Here is a 21,341-nt window from a genome sequence, read left to right as displayed (position 1 = left end):
TTTCCACAATGCAAGGAGTTACTGCTGTTAGGGGTACTGACAGGGACTCCCTTGGGAGACCAAAACCCCTACCGTTGGAAACATGGACAACCGTACCGAGACGCGCGATTTCCTCTCGACACGAAGAGCGAAGATCACCCCCGAACAAGCTGGGCTTGCCGCCTATGGCGGCAACCGGCGCGTCCTGGGGCTCCGCCGAGGCGAAGTTGCCATGCTTGCCGGCGTCAGTGTTGAGTACTACACCCGCTTGGAGCGGGGGAACCTCTCAGGCGTCTCGGATAGCGTCCTCGAATCGCTCGCCAATGCCCTGCAACTGGACGACGCCGAACGGGCGCATCTCTTGGACCTCGCCCGTGCGGCCAACGACGGCGGCTGGTTGCGGCGTCGGCCGGTACGGAAACAATCCATCCGGCAGGGCGTCCAACTCACATTGGACGCAATCACCCATTCGCCGGCATTCGTGCGCAATGGCCGGCTCGATATCCTCGCTACCAACGCCTTGGGCAGGGCACTGTACTCGGAAAGCTACGACAACCCTTCCGGACCACCCAACCTTGCCCGCTTCCTCTTCCTCGATCCCCGCAGCCATGACTTCTACACCGATTGGGAACGGGCCGCCAACGACACGGTGGCCATTATGCGGACCGAGGCCGGGCGGGACCCATACGACCGTGGACTCACAGACCTCGTAGGCGAGCTGTCCACCCGCAGCGAAGAATTCCGTGTGCGCTGGGCTTCGCACAACGTCCGGCAGCATTACACCGGCAAGAAACAATTCCGTCATCCGATCGTCGGGGACCTGCACATGCTCTACGAGGCGTTTGAGTTGTCCGCTGACGACGGCCTGACCATGACCATCTACAACCCGGAGCCCGGCACCGGGACTGAGGATGCCCTGCAACTGCTTGCGAGTTGGGCTGCCACCACGCTTGCCTCTGAACCTGGCACGCCCGAACCCGGCCACGACCTCCCCGCGACGAAACGCAAGACGAACCGCAACTAATTCCGCAACGAAAAAGGAACGATGGAGATTACCCCCAAAACCACCAGCACCAAGGGACCATCAGGGCTCTTCACCGGCGACGTCTACTTCGACGTCATCGCCAAGGGAGACGAGCCCTCCCGACTGCGGGTGAACATCGTCCGCTTCGCACCGTGTGCGAGAACGGCGTGGCACACCCACGCGGCTGGACAGACGCTCTACGTGACCGACGGTGTGTGCCTGGTGCAGGCGCGCGGAGGCGAGGTCAAGGTGGCCCGTCAAGGTGACACCATCTACACACCGCCGGGCGAGTGGCACTGGCACGGTGCTGCTCCGGACCATTTCATGAGCCACCTTGCCATGTGGGAAACCACCGGAGCCTCAGACGGTTCCGAAACAACCTGGGGCGAGTTGGTATCTGACGAGGAGTACGGCTATCCCGGCTGAAGCCCTTGGAAGTGCTTCCTAAAAATGTCAGACCCTGGTGAGAGGGTTTATTCATGGGAAGCATTGGGGAAATCATGGCGCGACGGGCAGCGATGCCTGGCGTGGCGGTGCGCCCCCGGGGCCTTCCCCGAGGAGGCCACACCGGTCCTGCCAGCGGCCAGGCCGGCTGTGAAAGCCCGACGGCGTCGGCTGCGGCAGGCGGCGATTCGGAGAAGCTCAGGGCCATGGCGCTGCTTCGCGGCATTGAACCGAAATCCTTCGCCACCCTTAGTGAAATGGACCGTGAAGTCGAGCCTGTTCACGGCCTGGAACCACTGCCCTTCGCCGGCCTTGGGGTCCATCCTGAAGTTGAAGTCGATTCAGGAATTAGGGTCGATCCTGAAGTCAGCTCTGTTTCCCGGGGACTGGGCGGTTCCTTGGGACTTGGGAGTCCGCTAAGACATCAAGGCGCGCCGGGGCTTGAGGATACGCTCGGACTTGGGGATGCGCCGGGGCTTGGGGATGCACTCGGACTTGGGGATGCGCTGGCTGATAGCGTTGGGGCCTTGGAAAGTCTGCGTTCCGTCACCGTGGCCGGTGCCCCGGGGTTCGGGTTTGCCGAAGCCGCAGGGTTCGCCGGGCGGGTGGAGGAGATCGCCCGCACCGTGGAGTATCTGCAGGTCATCGCGGCGCACGCCGTGGAACGGACCCGCACCCAGGCCCAGCAGGCACGGCCCTCCTCCGCGGCGGGCACGGGATGGCAGACAGGCTGGACCAACCCCGCACCCACAGGACCAAACCCCGCCACCGCCACAGCCACAGACACCGCTGCAGGATCCGACACTGCTGCTGTTGCTGGCTTCTCCACTGCCGGCGGATCCGCCACCGCTGCTGGCTTCAATACTGCTGCTGGATCCGCCACCGCTGCTGGCTTCAATACTGCTACTGGGTCCGCTACTACCGGGTTCGATACTTCTGCTGGGTTCGGTGCTGCTGCGGTGGCGGACGCTGCTGCGGTGGCCGATGATGGCTACCGCAACGCCGCGGAATTCCTGCGGGCCCGTTTGCGGATCGGCATCAGCGAAGCCCGGCGCCGGCTCGCCCTGGCCTCCCAGGTCCTCCCCGGGACCGGGATCGCCGGGCAACACATCCCGGCCCGCCGCGAAATCCTGGCCCAAGCCCTCGAATCCACGCAAATACCCACCCGGTCCGCGAGCATCATCAGCGCCGCCCTGGACAAAGTACGGCTCCTCACCGACGAGGAGACCCTCACCCGGATGGAACACGCCCTCACCCGCACCGCCGCCGGGTCCGACCCCGACTTCGTCCTGAAAATGACCAAACGCTGGAACGACCTGATCGACCAGGACGGCCCGGAACCCAGCGAAGAAATCCTCCGCCAGCTCCAAGGCACCTTCATCCGCAAGCCCCGCCACGGACTGCATCATCTGGAAATCTTCGCCACTACCGAACAATACGAAACACTCACCACCGCCATGAACACCGCCACCAACCCCCGACTCACCTCCGCACACACTAATGAGCCCGAAACCAGCAACACCACCGACGAAAGCAACGCCACCGGCGAAAGCAACGACAGCGTTAACGGGAACGGGGGCGGGAACGGAGACGGCGGGAACGAACCAGCGGGTCCGGACCTGGACCGGCGTTCCCGGGCCCAGAAACTCCTCGACGGCCTCGTCGGAGCCTGCGCCGTCGCCATGACCACAGGGATACTGCCCTCCAACGGCGGGCTCCGACCCCAGCTCGCCGTCACCATCGACGAACGCGACCTCTTCCAACGACTCACGCGCACGGCCCCCACCCGGACCACAGGCACAGGGACCGGACCTGACCCGCAACACCCCCGGCTCAGCTCCGGCTCCGCCACCTTTGCCGGCCCGATCCACCCCGACACCATCCGCAAAATAGCCTGCGACGCCGACATCCTCCCCGTCCTGCTCGGAACCGACTCCCGCATTCTGGACATCGGCCGCACCACCCGGATCTTCCCGCCCCACATCCGCAAAGCCATCACCGCCCGGGACCAAGGCTGCGCGTTCCCCGACTGCACCATGCCCTCCCCCTGGTGCGAAGCCCACCACATCACCTACTGGTCACACGGCGGCACCACGTTAACCGACAACGGCACCCTGCTCTGCAGCCACCACCACCACCTCATCCACAAAGAACAATGGACCATCACCACCACCACCGGCGTACCCTGGTTCACCCCACCCCCACACATCGACCCCCACCAAACACCACGACGCAACCACCACCACACACCCCTCAGAACATAAGAGAGCCTCCGAACATGAAGAGTGCCCGGCCATAAAAGTGCCCGGCGCACATCGAGGGGCTAGCGTGCACCCGTTTGAGCGCTTACTGGCGTTCTCCGGGTTGCAAGTCCTTGATTTTTCGCTCAAGGACCAAGCGTTCGGCGCCGCTGGAGCACAGTTCAAGAGCTTGGTGAAATGCTTCCCTCGCTTCTTCATCGCGTCCAAGCCGCCACAGCAGCTCGCCTCTTACCGCCGGCAAGAGATGCGAGCCCTTAAGTTCACCCGTGCGATCCAATTTGTCAACGAGGTCCAGTGCGGCGGCAGGGCCAGAAGCCATGGACACCGCGACGGCACGGTTCAAATCGATGATGGGCGACGGCGTGAGTCGCCCGAGCGCCTCGTACAGAACCACGATTCGATCCCAGTCCGTCTCCTCCACTGAGTGCGCCACAGCGTGGCATTCGGCGATGGAAGCCTGCAGCCCGTAGGCGCCGAGCCCACGGCCGGAACCAGCCGCCGTCGAAAGTGCTGCGCGTCCGCGACGGATTGCTGACTGATCCCATCGACGTCGATCCTGGTTTTCCAGCAGGATCGGCTGGCCATCCGCGTTGAGCCTTGCCGGGAACCGCGCCGCTGTGAGTTCCATGAGTGCAAGCAACCCGAATGCTTCGGGCTCCGGTGCCACGCGGACCAGCACTCGGGCAAGTCGACGTGCTTCACTGGCCAGCTCGGTCCGCATCCAGTTTTCTCCTCCGGAAGCGTAGGCTCCTTCGTTGAAGATCAGATAGACGACATTCAGCACCGAACCAAGCCGCTCAGGGACCTGTTCGGCTTCGGGCACTGCGAAGGGGACGCGCGCAGCGGCGAGCGTCTTCTTGGCCCGGGTGATGCGTGCCTGGATGGTTGGCACCGGGACCAGGAATGCCTTGGCGATCTCTTCCGTGGTCATGCCGCCCACAACGCGAAGAGTCATGGCTATCCGGGCTTCCCTGGACACCACGGGGTGGCAGGAAATGAACATCAGGGCCAGGACGTCGTCGTCTATGGCTTGGGGGTTGAACAGCGCATCCACGCCCGCTTCTTCCTCTGTGAGGTCGCGCGCCAGCAGCGCATATTTGTCGTCCAGAGCGGCCCGCCGCCGGAAAGTATCGATGGCACGACGACGACCCGCTGTGAGGAGCCATCCCACGGGATTGGCAGGTGCGCCGTTGACAGACCATGACACGAGGGCCTCTGCGAGTGCTTCCTGTGCGAGGTCCTCTGCCAGTGGAAAGTCTCCGGTATAACGGGCAAGGGCGCCGACAATACGGGCGGATTCGCTGCGCCACACCGCTTCGACGGCGGCCCTTGCCTCGTTAGTGCTCATGCCAGCTACTGCTCATGCCAGTTACTGCTCACGTCAGGTGGTTCTCACGTCAGTTACTGCTCATGTCCAGTACTGCCCAAAGGAGTGCCCGTCCGGTCTAGAGCTGTCCGGTCTGTTCGCGCCAAGCCCGCTCCTTTTGGATCCATTCGTTGTCCTGGGGGAATTCGTCGATGCTGGTTACCCGTCGGATCTCCGTCTTGGTGCCCGCGGTCATCGGCGCACGCTTGGCCCACTCGACGGCTTCCTGCTTGGACGCAACATCGAGGATGTAGTAACCGGCAAACAGTTCCTTGGTTTCACCGTACGGACCATCAGTGACCACCGGAGTGTCGCCGGTGAAGTCGACCACGACGCTTTCCTTTGCATCGTCCAGTCCTTCTGCAGCCAGGAGCACCCCGGCGCGAATCAGTTCATCATTGAACTTGCCCATGGCTTCGAGGATTTCGTTGAAGTCAATGTTCTCGAACTTGGCGAACGATTCGTCGGTTGCCCGCATGATCAGCATGTACTTGGCCATTGCACTCAATCTCCTGTGTTGTGGAAGGTCGCCCTTCGACCTTCTCATCCATGGGTCGAACAGTGCGAGGCAAAATCGACAACCTCTCAAAAGAATTTTCCCGGTTCTTCCAGAAGCTGTGTGGCCTCAACGATAAGGATCCCCTGGAGCTGTCCAGGGGATCCTTATTGCTTCCGAGCATCGCGGGGTGGTTACTCCTGCCCGGGGGCAGCGCCTTAGTGGCCGCCGCCTCCGATGACTCCAGCTTCAACAGCTTTGGTCACGGCATCCGCTTCAGCCTGTGTGAGCTTGCCGTCCGCCACGGCCTTGTCCAACCGGGTCTTGAGGGCAGCGGCTCGCTCCTGCTGGGCGGCAGCACGAATTTCTTCCAAGGCGGTAGTGACCTTGGATTCGTCAATGCCCAGGGCTGCGGCCAGGGACTTGGCCAAGGCTGCTTCCTGCGCCGCCCGGTCCGGCTTGGTTCCTTCGGTGCCTTGGGTTGGTGGCGTGGTGGGCTTATTCGCTTCTCTGAAGGCCTTTAGTGCGTCGGTGACCTTGGCTTCGTCCACTCCCAACTTGGCGGCAAGGTCCGCTGCGAGCTGGCCGCGGTCACGACCGTGGCCTCCGGGCCTTCCGTGGCCCTGCCCGGGCGTTGTGGCATCGGCTGACGACGTTGCGCTCGGTGTAGGCGTCGGCGTCGTGGTGGCTGAAGCAACACTGGTGACACCCAGCCCTGCGCCCAGCGCCAACGCTCCGGCTGTGATGCCCAGCGTGATTCTCTTGGTCTTTGACATGGTGCCTCTCCTCAATCCGCCGTCAATTTAACGGTGCTGAGCCGTCCGAACGGCTGGTAACTTCCAGACGATCTGTAAACATCGTCCTGTTACTACAGTGAGGCGATCACCCAAGCCCACGCTGTTCTGAAGCTGTCAATCAGCTGTGAAGGTGTGGTTGGGTGTCCAAGGCCGCAAGCAATCGTTTGACTGAACCACCCAGGTTCCACTCGTTGGCCAAGCGCTCAAGCTCAGCGCGTGCCTCGCCGGTCACGGGACGCAGTTGGGCGCCTGCCTCCTCAAGTGAGGGCACCTTCAGGTCGCGAACCACATTGACGACGGCGGGAGCTACTTCAAGGTATCCGGCCGCTGCGGAAAGCTTGGCGCGTACGGAACTCGAGAGTCCGCCGTCGGGATCCTCTGCTGCCTCCAGGAGGCCCTCAAGGGAGCCGTATTCCGCGAGCAGGGACGCGGCCGTTTTCTCGCCGATACCGGCAACGCCCGGCAGGCCATCGGATGAATCGCCGCGCAGTGTGGCGTAGTCCGCGTATTGTTGCGGCAGCACGCGGTACTTGCCAACGACGACGACGTCGGTGACCACTTCCAGGTTCTTCATGCCACGAGCGGTGTAAATGACGCGGACGTCCCGATCATCGTCGACGAGTTGGAAAAGGTCCCGATCACCCGTGACCACATCGGTGGGCAGCTGCGCCTGGCTGGCGTATGTTCCTACGACATCGTCGGCTTCATGGTCATCGATGCCCACCACAGCAATACCCGCAAGGTCCAGCACGTGGCGGATCAGCGGGATCTGCGCTTCGAGAGGATCGGGGACGATTTCGACGTCGGGGCCCACCGGCACGATTTCGGCCACCCTGTGGGCCTTGTAGCTGGGGATGAGCTCAACACGCCATTTCGGGCGCCAGTCATTGTCCCAGCAGGCGACCACGTGGGTCGCTTCATAGTCCGTGGTGAGGCGGGCAATCATGTCCATCAGGCCGCGGACGGCGTTGACGGGTGTGCCGTCGGAACGGCGGATGGAGTCCGGAACACCGTAAAAGGCGCGGAAGTACAAGGAAGCAGTGTCCAGGAGCATGAGTCGAGGCATATCTGATCCTGACACGTCCTGGCCGGATTCACCGTGAACCTGCGCTAAGCCTCGTCGGCCGGCTACATAAAGACTTGATCCTCACTGTGAGCCGCATTACGATTGGGTGAGCGATAATAGAACAAGGTGTTCAACTATAGAACACCATAAGAATTCAACCCACAAAGAAGTGAGGAAAGCCCGTGCAGTTCCACCACCACGGTTACGTATCCGGTGACCCTCGGGTCGAGCCAGCCGCCGGCGTCGGAATCAACCGCCCGGCCGAGCTTCCCGATGAAGTCGACGTTCTCATCGTCGGTACAGGCCCTGCAGGGATGCTGGCGGCCGCGCAACTGGCTCAGTTCCCGGATATCACGACGCGTATCATCGAGCGGCGCCCCGGTCGTCTGGCCATCGGCCAAGCCGACGGCATCCAGGCCCGCAGCGTGGAGACCTTCCAAGCGTTCGGGTTCGCCGAACGCATCACGGCTGAGGCCTACCGCATCACCGAAATGGCGTTCTGGAAGCCGGACCCCGCCGACCACTCGCGCATCGTCCGCGCGGCCCGCACAGTGGATGACCCCACCGGCATCAGCGAATTCCCGCACCTGATCGTGAACCAGGCCCGCGTGCTGGACTACTTCGCGGAGTTCATGGCCAACTCCCCCACCCGCATGAAGCCTGACTACGGCTACGAGTTCCGCAGTCTCCAGGTCACTGGTGTCGGTGACTACCCGGTCACCGTCACCCTTGGGCACACCGCGGGGCCGGACGAAGGCCAGGAGCGCACTATCCGGGCCAAGTACGTCGTTGGTGCCGATGGTGCCCGCAGCAAGGTCCGCGAGTCCATCGGGTGCCATCTCGCAGGTGACCAGGCCAACCATGCCTGGGGTGTCATGGACGTTCTGGCCGTCACCGACTTCCCGGATATCCGCACCAAATGCGCTATCCAGTCCGGCGCGGGCGGCAGCATCCTGCTGATCCCCCGCGAGGGCGGGCACTTGTTCCGCATGTATGTGGACCTTGGCGAGGTTAAGCCTGAGGATCACGGCGCTGTGCGGAAGACGACCATCGAGCAGATCATCCAGAAGGCCAACGACATCCTGCACCCCTACACGCTGGATGTCCGCAACGTCGCCTGGCACAGTGTTTATGAGGTGGGGCACCGGCTCACGGATAGGTTCGACGACGTCCTGCCGGAGGAACGCGGGACGCGGACGCCGAGGGTGTTCATCACCGGCGATGCCTGCCACACGCACAGCGCAAAGGCCGGCCAGGGAATGAACGTTTCCATGCAGGACGGCTTCAACATCGGCTGGAAACTCGGGCATGTCCTGGAAGGCCGAAGCCCTGAGAGCCTCCTGGACACGTACTCCGCTGAGCGTCAGGTGGTGGCCAAGAACCTGATCGACTTCGACAAGCAGTGGTCCACCTTGATGGCCAAGAAACCCGAAGAGTTCGAAGACCCCACGGAGCTTGAAAACTTCTACACAAGCACGGCCGAGTTCCCTGCCGGTTTCATGACCCAGTACGCTCCGTCCATGCTTGTTGCCGAGCCCACGCACCAGGAACTCGCCACGGGCTTCCCCATCGGCAAGCGCTTCAAGTCGGCCCCGGTCCTGCGGGTCTGCGACACGAACCCGATGCACCTGGGCCACCACGCCAAGGCAGACGGCCGCTGGCGCATCTACATCTTCGCCGATGCCGCGCAGGCCGGCGCCCCGGGCCCTGTCGCGGACTTCGCCGAGTGGATCGCGAACTCGCCGGACTCGCCGCTGGCGGCCACGCCGTCGGACGCTGACCGCGACGCCTGGTTCGATGTGAAGGTGATCTACCAGCAGGACCACACCAACGTAGACATCAACGCCGTCCCCGCAGCGTTCAAACCCACCGTTGGACCATTCAAGCTCACCTACCTCGAGAAGGTCTTCGGCACGGACCCGGCAGCAGACATCTTTGAGCTGCGCGGGCTCAGCCGCGACGGCGTGGTGGTAGTCGTCCGCCCGGACCAATACGTCGCCAACGTACTCCCCCTGACCGCGACGGAGGAACTCGGTGTGTTCTTTGCCACCGTGCATTCCGGGGAGCGGGAAAAGTCGAACACAACGGACGCCGATCTGGTCAGCCACCAGGCGTAGGGATGGATGCAGCTGCCGGGGGCCGGCCCAGGCTCCCGGCAGCGAAACCTTCCCCGGGATCTGGCGGAGGCCGGGCAAGCGGACGAGAATGAGCGTGTGGTCACACCTGCCAGCGCTGGCGGCGACACCCTGAACGACGCCGCCAGAAAGATTCAACGTGTCTATCTCACGCTGACGCTGGGCAACACGGTGGCAGCTTCCTTCATCTGGGGTATCAACACGCTTTTCCTGCTTGATGCAGGCTTGAGCAACCTCGAGGCCTTCGCTGCCAACGCTTTCTTCACAGCGGGGATGGTCCTTTTCGAGGTACCTACCGGCGTCATCGCGGACGGCTGGGGTCGCCGTACTTCTTTCCTGCTTGGCACGATCACGTTGGCGGCCTCTACATACTTGTACTTTGTGCTGTGGCAGATCTCCGCACCGTTTTGGATGTGGGCCGTTGTCTCGGTGCTCCTTGGCCTCGGGTTCACGTTCTTCTCCGGAGCTGTGGAGGCCTGGCTTGTGGACGCCTTGCGCTTCTCAGGCTACGAAGGCGGTCTTGAAACCGTTCTGGGCCGCGGCCAGATGGTGCAGGGTGTGGCTATGCTGCTGGGTTCGGTGGCAGGTGGGGTGATCGCTCAAGCCACCAACCTTGGTGTGCCGTTCCTCTTACGGGTTTTCGTTCTGGTTGCCATGTTCGCCGTGGCGTTTGGGCTAATGCACGACGTCGGGTTCTCACCTGAGCGGTCCACCCACCCACTTCGCGCCACCCGCGCAGTGCTCTCGGCCTCGATCGAGAACGGTCTGAAAAACCCGCCGGTCCGGTACGTCATGCTGGCCGCTCCCTTTAGTGCCGGCGTCGGGATCTATGTTTTCTACGCCCTGCAGCCATACCTCCTGGACCTGTTTGGCGACCCCCATGCCTATTCCATTGCGGGCCTCGCCGCTGCAATTGTGGCTGGCTCGCAAATCCTGGGCGGTTGGCTTGCGCCGCATGCCCGGCGCTTGTTCCATAAACGGACCTCGGTGATGATCCTGGCCGGTCTGGTGGGATTCGTGATCTTGCTGGTCCTCGGTTTCACCCGTGTCTTTTGGGTGGCACTGGTGCTGCTGGCACTGTGGGCTGTGGTCGGCTCTGCGGCAACTCCGGTCCGGCAGGCGTACGTCAATGACATGATCCCCTCGAAGCAGCGCGCCACAGTGCTGAGCTTCGATTCGCTCATGGGATCCAGCGGCGGTGTGGTGATACAGCCACTCCTTGGCCGTGGCGCTGACCTTTACGGCTACCCGGCGTCGCTGGCCATCGCGGGCATTATTGAGCTCATTTCGGTGCCGTTCCTGCTGGCGAGCCGCAGGCAGGGGGCATCCGCAGACCGTGCCAACACCGAAGCCGTTCAGTCACCTTGAGCCGGCAGCGAGGGCTTTATGGGCAATCTTCCGGTCAGGGGAAGGTGAATGAGGCGGCAAGTCCGTCGGCATGACACAGTGGGACTCACTCCATGAACGTGTTTAAACGCAAAATGTGGTGAAACCAGATACTGAAAGCGTGGACAAGCAATGATTTCCCTAAGGCAGGACTCCCAAGGCTTCATCCGGATGAGCAGGCATTTTCCCGCCAGCGCCTCTGTGTCCGTCACGTTTGCCGACGGCACCCGGAAGGTTTTCCCGGGCAAGCGGCTCAACGAGATCTTCGACGATGCCCTGGCCGCGTTCCGGGCGGGAAACAACCTGGACGCCAAGGGCTTCGACCGCGGACCAAAAAAGAAGGTCCAGCAGGGCATCGAGTTCGTGCCCATCAGCCCTGACATGGCGTGAAGCGTGCCTGGCTGGTCTCTACCCGTCGGGTTTTCCTGTTTGCCTGGGTTTCCTGTTTGTCCGGGTTCTAATGTTTGCCTGAGGCGTGATTGACGCAATAGGGCGTCCACGGCCTCGCTTCGAGCCGGCCCTCCGGAATGGCGACACCACAAACCGTACATATGCCGTAAGTTCCATCGGAAATCCGCTGCAAAGCGGCCTCAATCTGCTCAAGGCCCACACGGCTCTGGTCAAGCAGCGCGGAGGCCTGTGAGAGCTCGAAGGCGATGGTGGTGCCTTCAGGATCATGCTCGTCGTCGACGTTCGAGTCCTGGCGGGCGAGGCTGACCGATGTGATGTCACTGCGCAGCGCCTTCAGCAGGGCAAGCTTCCGGCCCCGCTCCTCCTCCAGCAGAACCCGGAACCGCTCGACGTCGACCATGTGAGCAAGCCTACCCATCGCCCCGCCCGCGGTCTGGACAAGACCCAGTCTGGACAAGCTGTGGGGCGTAGTGCCCTAATAACGTGATGGGGAACTACTCGCACCATCCCGGAGTCGATAGTTACATAGACGCCCTCCCGGACTGGCAACAAACACTTTGTGAGGAACTGCGTGACGTGATCCACGAGGCCGAACCGGACATCGTGGAGACAATCAAAAGACGGGTTCAGCCCTACTTTGTCCTGGATGGAAACGTCTGTGCATTGCTCGCGGCCAGGAACCACGTGAACCTCTTTCTCTATGATGGCGCTATCGTTCCTGACCCTGCCGGGATCATCACAGCAGGGCACGATAACAAGACCGGCCGAATGATCAGCTTTTACATCAACGACGATGTACCTACCGCACCCCTCATCGCTATGCTGCGACAGATCGCCGCCAACAATCGCGCAGGCGGGTGGCGGAAAATCAAAGCAGGTTTGCAAGAGACTTCCGGCCCAGCGTGAGCGCCGGCCTTCATCGCGCGGCGGCCGGGAATCATGCGGAACAACGGCCCGTTATGTCTACAACGGCCATCTCTACAACGGCCGTTTCCGCCGTACACATAACGACAGGAAGTTTGGGGACTGACCATGACGTTGAACGAAACGATTGCCCGGCTCCGGGCGGCCCACCTCATGGTCCGTGACGCCAAGGAGTGGGACGAACTGTCCGTGAATCTGTGGACGGCCTACCAGGCCAACGATGAAGAACTCGTTGAGCAGTTGCGGCCACCCTTCCTGCAGTCGTGGCGGACCGTCACGCGTTACGTGCTCCGGGACACCTTCGACGCAGCCGGCATCTCGGTCGGCGAACCATCGCATCCATGGGGAATCGCGACGCTCACCGCCAATGGAACCACCAGCGAACCACTCCTCTGCCCCGCTGAAGGATTCCAGCTGCTCACGTTTGCCGAAATAATGTCCAGCTATTCGGATTCGCTGGAGCCTCTTTTCACGGCTGCCGGACAGGCGGACCGCTGATCAGCGTGGGTATGTACTCCAGCAACTGCAGCTGACCATCGAAGGTCCTGCTGTTCACCATTTGAAGCGAAACATCAGGATAGCCGTCATAGATCCGTTCCCTGCCAGTGCGGCCAGTGATCACCGGAAAAACGACGATCCTGTATCGGTCCACAAGTCCGGCACTCAACAAAGAGCGGCAAAGGCTGAGGCTTCCCAGTGTGGTCAGGGTGCCGGTCCGGGTCCGCTTCAGCTCTTTGACAGCTTCCACAGCATCCCCGCTTACCAGCTCGGAATTCGGCCATGCCAGGGGTTCCTGGAGTGTGGACGAGAAGACGACCTTCGGCAGGGCCGCCAGCCCTGTCAAGGCCTCTCCCTCTTCCTTGGAGAACCCGGAGTCTTCGCCCGCGGCCTGTTCCGACATGCTCGACATCACCCGATAGGTGTTGGCCCCCATCAGCGTGGTGAAATCCTTCTTCCCTTCTTCCTCAAGCCAGGCAAGGTATTCCGGGGATTCAAGTCCCCACCAACCGGGCCATCCCTCCGCTGAGGCATACCCATCAAGGGAAATGATCAAATCCACCATCAACTGCGCTGATGTCGCTTCTGTAGTTGGCTCGCCCACGGCTGCTCCTCACGGGATTTCAGGTTGTGCCTAGCATTGTCCTCCCGAAGGCCGGTTTGCACCACGACTCATGTGCTCCTGATCCGGTCCAAACTCTCACGCAGTCCGATCACGGGAATTTCAGGGAACGCGGCACGTTCCACAGCCGGATCGAAGGCCGCAGCGCCTGATTCCATCCACAGCGCAGCCCTGGCCATCCGGGCCATGAACGGCGAAATCGGACCTGCAACTGCGGCCATCACCCGTAACGCCGCTACTGGTATACGCTGGATCGAGCCCATTCCAGCGTCTGCGAGGATGGCTTCCGCGAGCGTGTTGAAGGGGTGCGTTTCGGACCCCCACTCAACGGTCCTTCCACGCAAGGAAGCTCCGGACAGAGCCAACCGAACAGCGGCAGCAGCGTCCGGCGTCGACGTAAATGTCACAGGTGCCCGTCCCGAACCGAAGACAAGCACCCTGCCCTTCGTGTGGAGGGGCTGGCTCATTGAGTCGAGGAACTGCTCAAGGTTCGCTCCCATCCGGATTACTGTCCATGCCATGCCCGAGGCCTTCAATGCCTCCTCCGCTGTGTACTTCATGCGCAGGAAATCCAGAGGGGCATCGGGAGCCGCCCCATGCATCGACATCATCACTACATGTTCCACGCCCGCCCGAGACGCGGCATCGATGACCCGAAGTGCGCCGTCGCGGTCCACAGTGCGTGGGTTGCCGCCCCTTTTCAGCCCAAAGCCCGACGCCGCGAACACCACGTGGCTGCATCCGGCAACGGCCCGCCCGCAGTCCTTGCCCGAGGCGAGCGTCCCGCGGACAAGCTCGACGCCGTCGACGTTCTTCCTGGGGAAGGGCTGGGATTCACCCCTGGCCATGACCCGTACGGAAGCACCGCGCCGAACCAGTTCCCCCGTAAGCCGCGAACCCAGGCGGCCCGTGCCGCCCACTACGAGGATCATGACCCCTGCGATGTCGGAAGTACGGCCCCATCCTGAAGGCCCGTGCCCGCAGTGGCGCGGACGGCGTCGTTGATGTCACCCGAAGAATGTTCCACAGGTTCGAGATAGAAATGGACGGAGGCAATACGCTCCTGGCGCACAGTAAAAATCGCCACTCCGGCAAGTTCCACCGGCGTCCCATCGCGTCTTGTGCCCCGGGCGCCCCATTCAACCCAAACGGTTCCGTCCCGGCCTTCAGCGGCGTCGGCGATTGCTGGTGTGAGGTCAGGAATACCAGCAAATAGGCTGGTCCAGTTGGCACGGACCTGGGCGCGGCCCGTGAAATTACGTTCGGGATGAATCGGGGTGATGTTGACGTAGTCGTCGGCGAATTCGGCGACCAAGGCGTCAAGGTCGTGGCGGCCGGACGCAGCGAACATCCGGCGAACGGGCCCTTCCGGAAGGCGCTCCAGGCCCTCCACGGTTTCCATGGTGACTCCTTGGTGCGGTATCTTGAATTCAATACAGTTATCTGTATTGATTGGAGTCTAGGAGTCATGGCAACCGGAATCAAGAGTCCCGGTGAAACATCCGGGGGTCAACGCAGCTACGATGCCAGCCGTCGCCGCCAAGCCGCCGAGGCGTCGCGGCGCACCATCCTCGCGCGCGCCCGCGAACTATTCCTCCTGCAGGGCTTCGGCGCGACCACCATCTCCGATATTGCCGCTGCGTCCGCAGTATCGACGGAGTCCATCTACAAGAAATTTGGCGGCAAGGCCGGCCTCGTCCGGGCTCTCCACGAGCAGAGCCTCCTCGGCAAGGGCGGGCCGCCAGCCGAGCAGCGCTCAGACCTCGCACAAGTAGCGGCGGACGACCCACGGGAACTGATGGAACAGTTCGGCCGGTTCACTGCAGAAGTCAGCCCCCTTGCGGCGCCGATCAGCCTGCTCATCCGTGACGCCGCCGCAACAGGGGATGCCGACATGGCCGGCCTCCTGAAGGACATTGACGACGCCCGGCATCGCCGGATGCTGCACAACGCGCGTCAACTGATTGCCCGCGGCCTGCTCCGTCCGGGCTTGGGCGCTGAAGAGGCCGCCGACATCATGTTCGCGTGCACCACGCCCGAACTGTTCGAAAGCCTCGTCCTGAAACGAGGGTGGAGCGCAGGGCGGTACGGCCGGTTCGTCGCCTCCGCTCTCGCCGCAAACCTGCTCTGACACGCAGACCTACTCTGACACGCGGACCTACCCTGACACGCATGCCGAAGCACCGCCCGGCTGGGAAGACCCGCCCCGACGTGCAACGCTTGTTCAATGGACCTGGAAATCTCGCCCTCCCTCACGATTCCGGCCTCGGAACTCGGTTGGCGGTTCTCGCGTTCATCGGGACCGGGCGGTCAACACGTCAACACGACCGACAGCAAGGCTGAGCTTTCCTGGAACGTAGCTACGTCTGAGGCATTAACAGAAGGCCAGCGGGAGATCTTGCTGCGTCGCCTGGAGAAGCGACTCGTCGACGGAGTCATCACAGTTACAGCCTCCGAACAGCGCTCGCAGTTGCGCAACCGCGAGAGCGCCCTGGCCAAGCTCGCTGGCATTGTGGTGGCGGGCCTTGCCCCACGGACTCTCCGCAGGGCAACTAAACCCACACGCGGTTCCGCCCAGCGGCACCGCGCCGCAAAAGTACAGAGGGCAGCAACGAAACAACAACGACGGCGGCCCTCGCCTGAGTGACGAACACCTGAGTCACAAGCACCTGAGTGCGAATACGCGACTGACGAGGCGGGGCCAACCGGAGCATTGGGGTGCACCCCCTTTTGGCAATTGGCCGGGGATGGCAGCATACAGTCATGTCACCTATCCAGCGCATCCGGCCCGAGGGACTTGTCTCCAGCCCGGCATTCAGCCATGTAGCCGTCGTCCCTCCAAACGCCACCACCATCTACGTCGGCGGCCAGAACTCCGTCGACAGCGGCGGTTCGCTCGTCGGCGAGGGTGATGTTGGAGTGCAATCTGCCCGCGCCCTGGCGAACGCAAAGACCGCGCTCGCGGCTGCCGGGGCAACCCTTCGCGACGTCGTGCAGTGGACGGTCCTCTTCGTGGACGGCGCCGACCTCGCCGCAGGGTACGGCGCCATTGCATCGGACCTCGCCGCCGACGAGCCGCCGCTCGTGACAGCCGCGTTTGTCTCCCGTTTGGGCGTTCCCGGGGCGCTGGTGGAGATCAGTGCGGTAGCCGCCGTCGAGCGGTAAAGAAGGCCATTGCTCTGGAAGATTCTCCATCCAATCCCAACTGGGGGCAGCACCGCGGGCGTTTAGGCATGGTTGGCGGCTTTTTTGGGCGTTTCGTCATCCTTGGCGGGCGATTCGCATCTAGGGAACTGACACGGCTGGAACCGAGGCTTATAGGACAGCACCACCGCCCTACCAAGGAGATCACGTGACTACCTACAACCTGGCCCTCATCGGTTTCGGAGGCGTCAATCGCGCTTTGGCCGAACTCATCCGTGATGAACCCCGGCGATTTGCCTCACTCGGATTCGAGCTTCGCGTCGTGGCCATCACCGATCTTGCCTTCGGCTCACTCGTACAGGTAGACGGCATCGATCTGGCCGCCGTGTTGGCGATGCCCCGTGGGTCCTCGTTCGAGGGACTGCCAGGTGGCAGCCCGGATCCCCGCAATGAAGACGTCATCAAGAACAGTCCGGCCGACATCGTCGTTGAGGCTACATTCACCAGTCCGATCGACGGCGAACCCGCAGTTTCGCACGTCAAGTGGGCCATCGAGTCCGGCAAGCATGTGGTGACCACCAACAAGGGCCCGGTGGCCTTGCATGGCATGGAACTGGGCCGGCTTGCGGCAAACAATGGTGTCCGTTTCGAGTACGAGGGTTCAGTCATGAGTGGCACGCCCGTCATTCGACTAGCACACAAAATGCTGGGCGGCCTCGAATTGAACTCCGTTCAAGGCATTCTGAACGGAACCAGCAACTACGTCCTGGGCCGGATGGAGGCCGGGCTGGGCCTGAAGGAAGCGATTGCCGAAGCCCAGGACCGCGGATACGCCGAAGCGGACCCCACTGCTGACATCGGCGGCTCGGACGTCCGGTTGAAGGTCGCCATCCTGGCCAACGAGCTGCTCGGCGCCAACATTCAACCCAATGACGTGGAAACCACCGGTATTCAGGACATCAAGAGCGAAGACGTGGCACAGGCCCTGGCAAGCGGCTACCGCTGGAAGCTGATTGGCGAAGCCCGGCGGCAAGACGACGGCGGCATCGTAGCTACCGTCCAGCCCATCGCCCTTCCGGGTGAACACCCGCTGGCTGGTATTTCCGGCGCCACCAATGCCGTGTCCTTCAGCACGGATTTGCTGGGAGCCGTCACAGTATCGGGTCCTGGGGCCGGCCGCGTGGAAACTGCCTACGCCCTCATCTCGGACATCATCGCCGTCAACGAATTCGCCAAAGGAGCGGTCCGTGCCTGAGTCAGCCATCGCCGACGCCACAACCGCAGCCCCTACCACCGACCTGGCGGTCTACGACAAGTTTGACGGTTCCATCCTGGCGACCCTTCCACAGTGCACCGAGGCAGATGTGCGCGTGGAGATCATCCGTGCAGCAGCCTCCGCTCCGGCAGCGGCGGCTATGCCGCGTCATGAACGTGGACGGATTTTGGATACGGCTGCAGACCTTCTCCAGCAACGGACGCAGAAAGTGGCCGGGCTAATCGTCGCCGAGGCCGGGAAGACCATCACACAGGCGCTCAAAGAGGTCTCCCGTGCAGTGAATACGCTGAAGCTCTCGGCAGCGGAAACCCGCCGTAACGTTGGCGAAGTAGTTCCCTTCGACTCCTTCTCCGGCTCCGAAAACCGCCAGGGCTGGTTCACCCGTGAACCGTTGGGTCTTATCGCTGCCATTACCCCGTACAACGATGCCCTGAACCTGGTGGCGCACAAGTTGGGGCCGGCGATTGCCGGAGGGAACACCGTCATCCTCAAGCCGTCCCAGCTGACACCTTTGACGGCCATCCTCCTCGTGGACCTGTTGCGCGAGGCAGGCCTGCCGACGGAGTTCGTCACCGTTGTCCTGGGCGATCGCACCATCGCGCAAACCATCATCTCGTCCAAACTGGTTCGGATGGTCTCCTTCACGGGCGGCTTTTCCACCGGCCGGGCCATCGCCGCCAACGCCGGTATAAAACGCCTGTCCATGGAACTCGGCGGCAACGCACCCGTCATCGTCTTCGACGACGCGGACATTCCTGCCGCCGTCGAGGCCAGTGTTTCCGGTTCCTTCTGGGCCGCTGGACAGAACTGCATCGGCGCCCAGCGGATCCTCGTCCAGCGGCCGGTCTTCGACACCTTCCTTCACGCTTTTGTCGCCCGAACGGCCGCCCTCACGACAGGCGATCCCCGAAGGGAGCAGACCGACGTCGGACCCATGATCAGCGCCGCGTCTGCCGCAGAAGCGAAGCGCAAGATCGACGAAGCGGTGTCGGCCGGTGCGCGACTGCTCACTGGCGGCACGTTGGACGGCGCGCTCCTGACACCTGCTGTCCTTACCGAAGTACCGCGCAGTTGCGAGGCATGGAGCGAGGAACTGTTCGCACCCGTGGTCCTGGTGGAACCGTTCGACTCCGCCGAGGAAGCCATCGAACTGGCCAACGACAGCGAATACGCGTTGCAGGCGGGGGTATTCACCAAGGACCTGGCCCGGGCGCTGGCCACCGCTAAGGCAATCGACGCAGGCGGAGTGATGATCAACGATTCTTCGGACTACCGCCTCGATGCGATGCCTTTTGGCGGCTCGAAATACGGCAGCATGGGCCGGGAAGGCGTCCGCTTCGCCTACGAAGAAATGACGCAGCCCAAGGTCATCGCGATCACGTCATGATGATCGCCTGGCGTTACCGTCAATAAATCAGGCCGTGCCTGTTCCGGCGCTGCGTAACCTCCTCGGTTCCGCAGCGCCGGAACCATTTAAGCCCGGTATGGTTCGCGCCGCCTTAGCGGGGTGACTGCCTGTCGATGACCGTGGAGAGGGACAAGGCAGTGGTGATGTCGCGGACTCCAGGAAACTCTGAGACCTGCCTCCAGATCTCCTGGATCCGTGCAGCGTCGGGGGCCTCCACCCTGACCACGATATCCAGTTCGCCGCTGACGACATCACAAGTGGCGATCTCAGGAATGGCCTTGAGTCCGGCAATCACGTCTCCGCCCCGCATCCTGTCATGCCGTTGGATCAGGAGCACCGCATTGACCGTGGCCGAGCCTTCTCCGGCTGATTCCTTGATGGTGTACCCGTGGATATACCCGTCCCGTTCAAGTCGCTCAATCCGTTGCCTCACTGCGTTTCGGGAGAGCAGCACCTTCTCGCCCAACTGGGCAAGGCTGATACGGGCATTGCGCCGCAGCTCGGCCAGAATCTGCGCATCTATCTCATCACGTGGACTCTTCGGCACGGACGCTCCTGTCTGAGGGGTTGTGAACATGTGTTTGGGGACAACGCCCTTCGAAGCAGGAATGCCGCTGCGGCTACCGTGTCCGGCGAGTTGGCCGGTTCAAACATATCCCATTGATCTATTGCTTCTTCGGGCATAGTTGGCAGGACCTTGTTCGGTGCTCGTGTGGACCTGCCGGACCTGGTCCAGTCCCCCGAACCCAAGAGCGTCAAGGTGACACGAAAAGATGAAGGTGCCCTGCTGTGGAAAGTGCGGCAAGCGGCTTTCTGCTCCAGTAAAACCCTGCTATGTCTTACGGCCTGGCCTGCCTCAGGGCCGATCCCGCTGTTTGGGACCGTTCGCGACGGCGGTCAAACAGGGAAGCGCTCACGGCCACCGCAATAAGGGCGGACGCCAAAAGCAAGGGCAGGTGTGGCATGGGTACAACCATGGCCCCTGCCAACGCTGTGCCGGCAGAACCCGCTGTGATCTTTAAGGCTCCGATCCACACGAAGACCTGACCTCGTGCCCCGGCTGGTGCATATTCGCTGCGCGCGGCCAATGTTGCGGCGAAAAAGCAGGAGTTGAGCACTCCGGCCAGGGAATAGACCACCGCTGCCACGGGGAAGATCCCGGCGAAGACCGCCCCACACAGCGCAACGCCAACAGCAGCTCCCAGCCAGGTCATGAGGTGGTCCGCATCGCTTCGCAACGGCCGGATCATGACACCAGCGGATCCTAGAAGCCCGCCAAGACCATATGCGGCAGTCAGGACCCCTGCCGCGGCTGGCCCGACCCCCAGTTGTGTCGTCGAAGCCACTGCGGTGACAGGCAGCGAAGCGACCGACAAGGCGACGACGACCGTCAGGTAGAGCGTGCGACGCAAAGGACCGCTGGACAGCATCATTAGCAAGGTCGGACCCGGGCGCGGTACCTCCGAGGGAACTGAAGTTTGAGGAGAAGAGGGCAAAAGCCTGACCAGGGCAGCGGCGACAAACGTTAGTCCGGCTAGGATCAATGCCGCCAATGCCGGATTCGCCCAGCCCGAAACAGCTGCGACCAAAGAGGGACCAATGGTTCCGCTGATGCCATATGTTGCTACATCCCATCCATGTGCGCGTCGCTGACTGATTCTGCTGCCCCCAGCGATCGCTGAGAGCCGGCTGCTAATGCCGCCCGTCAATAATGGACCGACCAGTCCGGACGCAATGAGCAGAAGACCCGGCACGATTGGAGGAGTCAGCGGGTACAGCAGGACAGCAGCGGCCAGGGTAACGCCGTGCATCAGGCACGCCCAGGCGATCACCGTTCTGCCGTCCCGGGCAGTGTCCAGTGTCCTGGCAACGAACGGACCGAAAAGGTGCGGTGCCGTGATGCAGGCACCCAGGATTCCGGCCAGCCAACCCGGCGCCCCACTGGTTGTCACCAGCAGGACAATGGCGACAACCGCACCCCCATCGGCGCTGCGGGCCAGCGTGGCAGCAGCGACATAGCGGGCCAATCCGCCCGGAGACGTCTCCTTACCCCTGGCAGCACGGTTGGTTGTGCGCCCGTCGATGAGGCTCATGTCCCTCTCCC

23 protein-coding genes are annotated in these 21,341 nt (G+C 62.6%); 13 read left to right on the top strand and 10 right to left on the bottom strand.

All coding sequences use genetic code 11. The features are described from left to right. Positions 1-82 precede the first annotated feature (82 nt). Genes AC6I99_RS11255 through AC6I99_RS11245 form a run of 3 tightly spaced genes read left to right on the top strand, consistent with a single transcriptional unit; the run spans position 83 to position 3,711 of the window. Entirely contained in the window at positions 83-1,003 is a 921-nt protein-coding gene (locus AC6I99_RS11255) for a helix-turn-helix transcriptional regulator (protein WP_497945091.1), read from the top strand. 21 nt (positions 1,004-1,024) lie between these two features. Continuing rightward, positions 1,025-1,429: a (R)-mandelonitrile lyase gene (locus AC6I99_RS11250; protein WP_497945092.1), complete on the top strand. Its 405-nt coding sequence runs from the start codon at positions 1,025-1,027 to the stop codon at positions 1,427-1,429. Between the two features lie 53 nt (positions 1,430-1,482). Continuing rightward, positions 1,483-3,711: an HNH endonuclease signature motif containing protein gene (locus AC6I99_RS11245; RefSeq protein WP_497960973.1), complete on the top strand. Its 2,229-nt coding sequence runs from the start codon at positions 1,483-1,485 to the stop codon at positions 3,709-3,711. A gap of 82 nt (positions 3,712-3,793) precedes the next feature. Here AC6I99_RS11245 and AC6I99_RS11240 read toward each other — a convergent pair whose 3' ends face one another. From AC6I99_RS11240 to AC6I99_RS11225, 4 genes are all read right to left on the bottom strand, one after another. Then, positions 3,794-5,056, bottom strand: a complete 1,263-nt coding sequence (locus AC6I99_RS11240; RefSeq protein ID WP_497945094.1) for an RNA polymerase sigma factor — start codon at positions 5,054-5,056, stop codon at positions 3,794-3,796. Between the two features lie 97 nt (positions 5,057-5,153). Next, on the bottom strand, positions 5,154-5,573 hold the full coding sequence (locus AC6I99_RS11235) for a YciI family protein (RefSeq protein WP_224090154.1): 420 nt from the start codon (positions 5,571-5,573) through the stop codon (positions 5,154-5,156). A gap of 215 nt (positions 5,574-5,788) precedes the next feature. Then, entirely contained in the window at positions 5,789-6,346 is a 558-nt protein-coding gene (locus AC6I99_RS11230) for a hypothetical protein (RefSeq protein WP_497945095.1), read from the bottom strand. A gap of 139 nt (positions 6,347-6,485) precedes the next feature. After that, on the bottom strand, positions 6,486-7,421 hold the full coding sequence (locus AC6I99_RS11225) for a 5'-3' exonuclease (RefSeq protein ID WP_497947102.1): 936 nt from the start codon (positions 7,419-7,421) through the stop codon (positions 6,486-6,488). 194 nt (positions 7,422-7,615) lie between these two features. Between AC6I99_RS11225 and AC6I99_RS11220 the strand changes: the two genes are divergently transcribed. The 3 genes from AC6I99_RS11220 (at position 7,616) to AC6I99_RS11210 (ending at position 11,344) form a co-directional block, all read left to right on the top strand. Then, positions 7,616-9,550, top strand: a complete 1,935-nt coding sequence (locus AC6I99_RS11220) for an FAD-binding monooxygenase (protein ID WP_497945096.1) — start codon at positions 7,616-7,618, stop codon at positions 9,548-9,550. A gap of 129 nt (positions 9,551-9,679) precedes the next feature. Next, positions 9,680-10,936 carry an MFS transporter gene (locus AC6I99_RS11215; RefSeq protein WP_497947104.1) on the top strand — a complete coding sequence of 419 codons (1,257 nt, stop codon included), beginning with the start codon at positions 9,680-9,682 and terminating at the stop codon, positions 10,934-10,936. Positions 10,937-11,125: 189 nt separating this feature from the next. Next, the gene (locus tag AC6I99_RS11210) at positions 11,126-11,344 is read left to right on the top strand and encodes a hypothetical protein (protein WP_497945097.1); all 219 of its coding nucleotides are present in this window, start codon (positions 11,126-11,128) and stop codon (positions 11,342-11,344) included. A gap of 67 nt (positions 11,345-11,411) precedes the next feature. Here AC6I99_RS11210 and AC6I99_RS11205 read toward each other — a convergent pair whose 3' ends face one another. Beyond that, a complete protein-coding gene (locus AC6I99_RS11205; RefSeq protein WP_497945098.1) occupies positions 11,412-11,765 on the bottom strand; it encodes a TraR/DksA family transcriptional regulator in 354 nt (117 codons plus the stop codon). Between the two features lie 86 nt (positions 11,766-11,851). Between AC6I99_RS11205 and AC6I99_RS11200 the strand changes: the two genes are divergently transcribed. Beyond that, positions 11,852-12,271 (top strand): DUF1801 domain-containing protein, encoded by a 420-nt coding sequence (locus AC6I99_RS11200; protein ID WP_497945099.1) that lies wholly within the window; start codon positions 11,852-11,854, stop codon positions 12,269-12,271. A 126-nt stretch (positions 12,272-12,397) separates the two neighbouring features. Beyond that, positions 12,398-12,787, top strand: a complete 390-nt coding sequence (locus tag AC6I99_RS11195; protein ID WP_497945100.1) for a hypothetical protein — start codon at positions 12,398-12,400, stop codon at positions 12,785-12,787. Here AC6I99_RS11195 and AC6I99_RS11190 read toward each other — a convergent pair. From AC6I99_RS11190 to AC6I99_RS11180, 3 genes are all read right to left on the bottom strand, one after another. Then, entirely contained in the window at positions 12,759-13,352 is a 594-nt protein-coding gene (locus AC6I99_RS11190) for a dihydrofolate reductase family protein (RefSeq protein WP_224091001.1), read from the bottom strand. The two genes, AC6I99_RS11195 and AC6I99_RS11190, sit on opposite strands and share 29 nt — an antisense overlap. Positions 13,353-13,459: 107 nt before the next feature. After that, a complete protein-coding gene (locus tag AC6I99_RS11185; RefSeq protein WP_497945101.1) occupies positions 13,460-14,341 on the bottom strand; it encodes an NAD(P)H-binding protein in 882 nt (293 codons plus the stop codon). Further along, positions 14,338-14,811: a nuclear transport factor 2 family protein gene (locus tag AC6I99_RS11180; RefSeq protein WP_497945102.1), complete on the bottom strand. Its 474-nt coding sequence runs from the start codon at positions 14,809-14,811 to the stop codon at positions 14,338-14,340. Before AC6I99_RS11180 ends, AC6I99_RS11185 begins: the two co-directional genes overlap by 4 nt. 66 nt (positions 14,812-14,877) lie before the next feature. Between AC6I99_RS11180 and AC6I99_RS11175 the strand changes: the two genes are divergently transcribed. The 5 genes from AC6I99_RS11175 (at position 14,878) to AC6I99_RS11155 (ending at position 19,216) form a co-directional block, all read left to right on the top strand. Continuing rightward, entirely contained in the window at positions 14,878-15,540 is a 663-nt protein-coding gene (locus AC6I99_RS11175) for a TetR/AcrR family transcriptional regulator (RefSeq protein ID WP_497945103.1), read from the top strand. Positions 15,541-15,636: 96 nt separating this feature from the next. Then, on the top strand, positions 15,637-16,056 hold the full coding sequence (gene arfB / locus AC6I99_RS11170; protein ID WP_497945104.1) for an alternative ribosome rescue aminoacyl-tRNA hydrolase ArfB: 420 nt from the start codon (positions 15,637-15,639) through the stop codon (positions 16,054-16,056). A 116-nt stretch (positions 16,057-16,172) separates the two neighbouring features. Next, a complete protein-coding gene (locus AC6I99_RS11165) occupies positions 16,173-16,574 on the top strand; it encodes a RidA family protein (protein ID WP_224090137.1) in 402 nt (133 codons plus the stop codon). Positions 16,575-16,761: 187 nt separating this feature from the next. Then, positions 16,762-17,808 (top strand): homoserine dehydrogenase, encoded by a 1,047-nt coding sequence (locus tag AC6I99_RS11160; protein WP_497945105.1) that lies wholly within the window; start codon positions 16,762-16,764, stop codon positions 17,806-17,808. Beyond that, complete coding sequence (locus AC6I99_RS11155; RefSeq protein WP_497945106.1) at positions 17,801-19,216, top strand: aldehyde dehydrogenase family protein; 1,416 nt, start codon at positions 17,801-17,803, stop codon at positions 19,214-19,216. The genes AC6I99_RS11160 and AC6I99_RS11155 overlap by 8 nt, the downstream gene beginning before the upstream one ends. A 112-nt stretch (positions 19,217-19,328) precedes the next feature. Here AC6I99_RS11155 and AC6I99_RS11150 read toward each other — a convergent pair whose 3' ends face one another. Together AC6I99_RS11150 and AC6I99_RS11145 are read right to left on the bottom strand one after the other, a co-directional pair. After that, complete coding sequence (locus tag AC6I99_RS11150) at positions 19,329-19,784, bottom strand: Lrp/AsnC family transcriptional regulator (protein ID WP_224090134.1); 456 nt, start codon at positions 19,782-19,784, stop codon at positions 19,329-19,331. Positions 19,785-20,076: 292 nt separating this feature from the next. Next, a complete protein-coding gene (locus AC6I99_RS11145; protein WP_497960972.1) occupies positions 20,077-21,330 on the bottom strand; it encodes an MFS transporter in 1,254 nt (417 codons plus the stop codon). Between the last annotated feature and the right edge of the window lie 11 nt (positions 21,331-21,341).

It is taken from the genome of Arthrobacter sp. TmtSoilC77, assembly GCF_059739415.1.
This window is presented reverse-complemented; position numbering and strand designations above follow the sequence as displayed.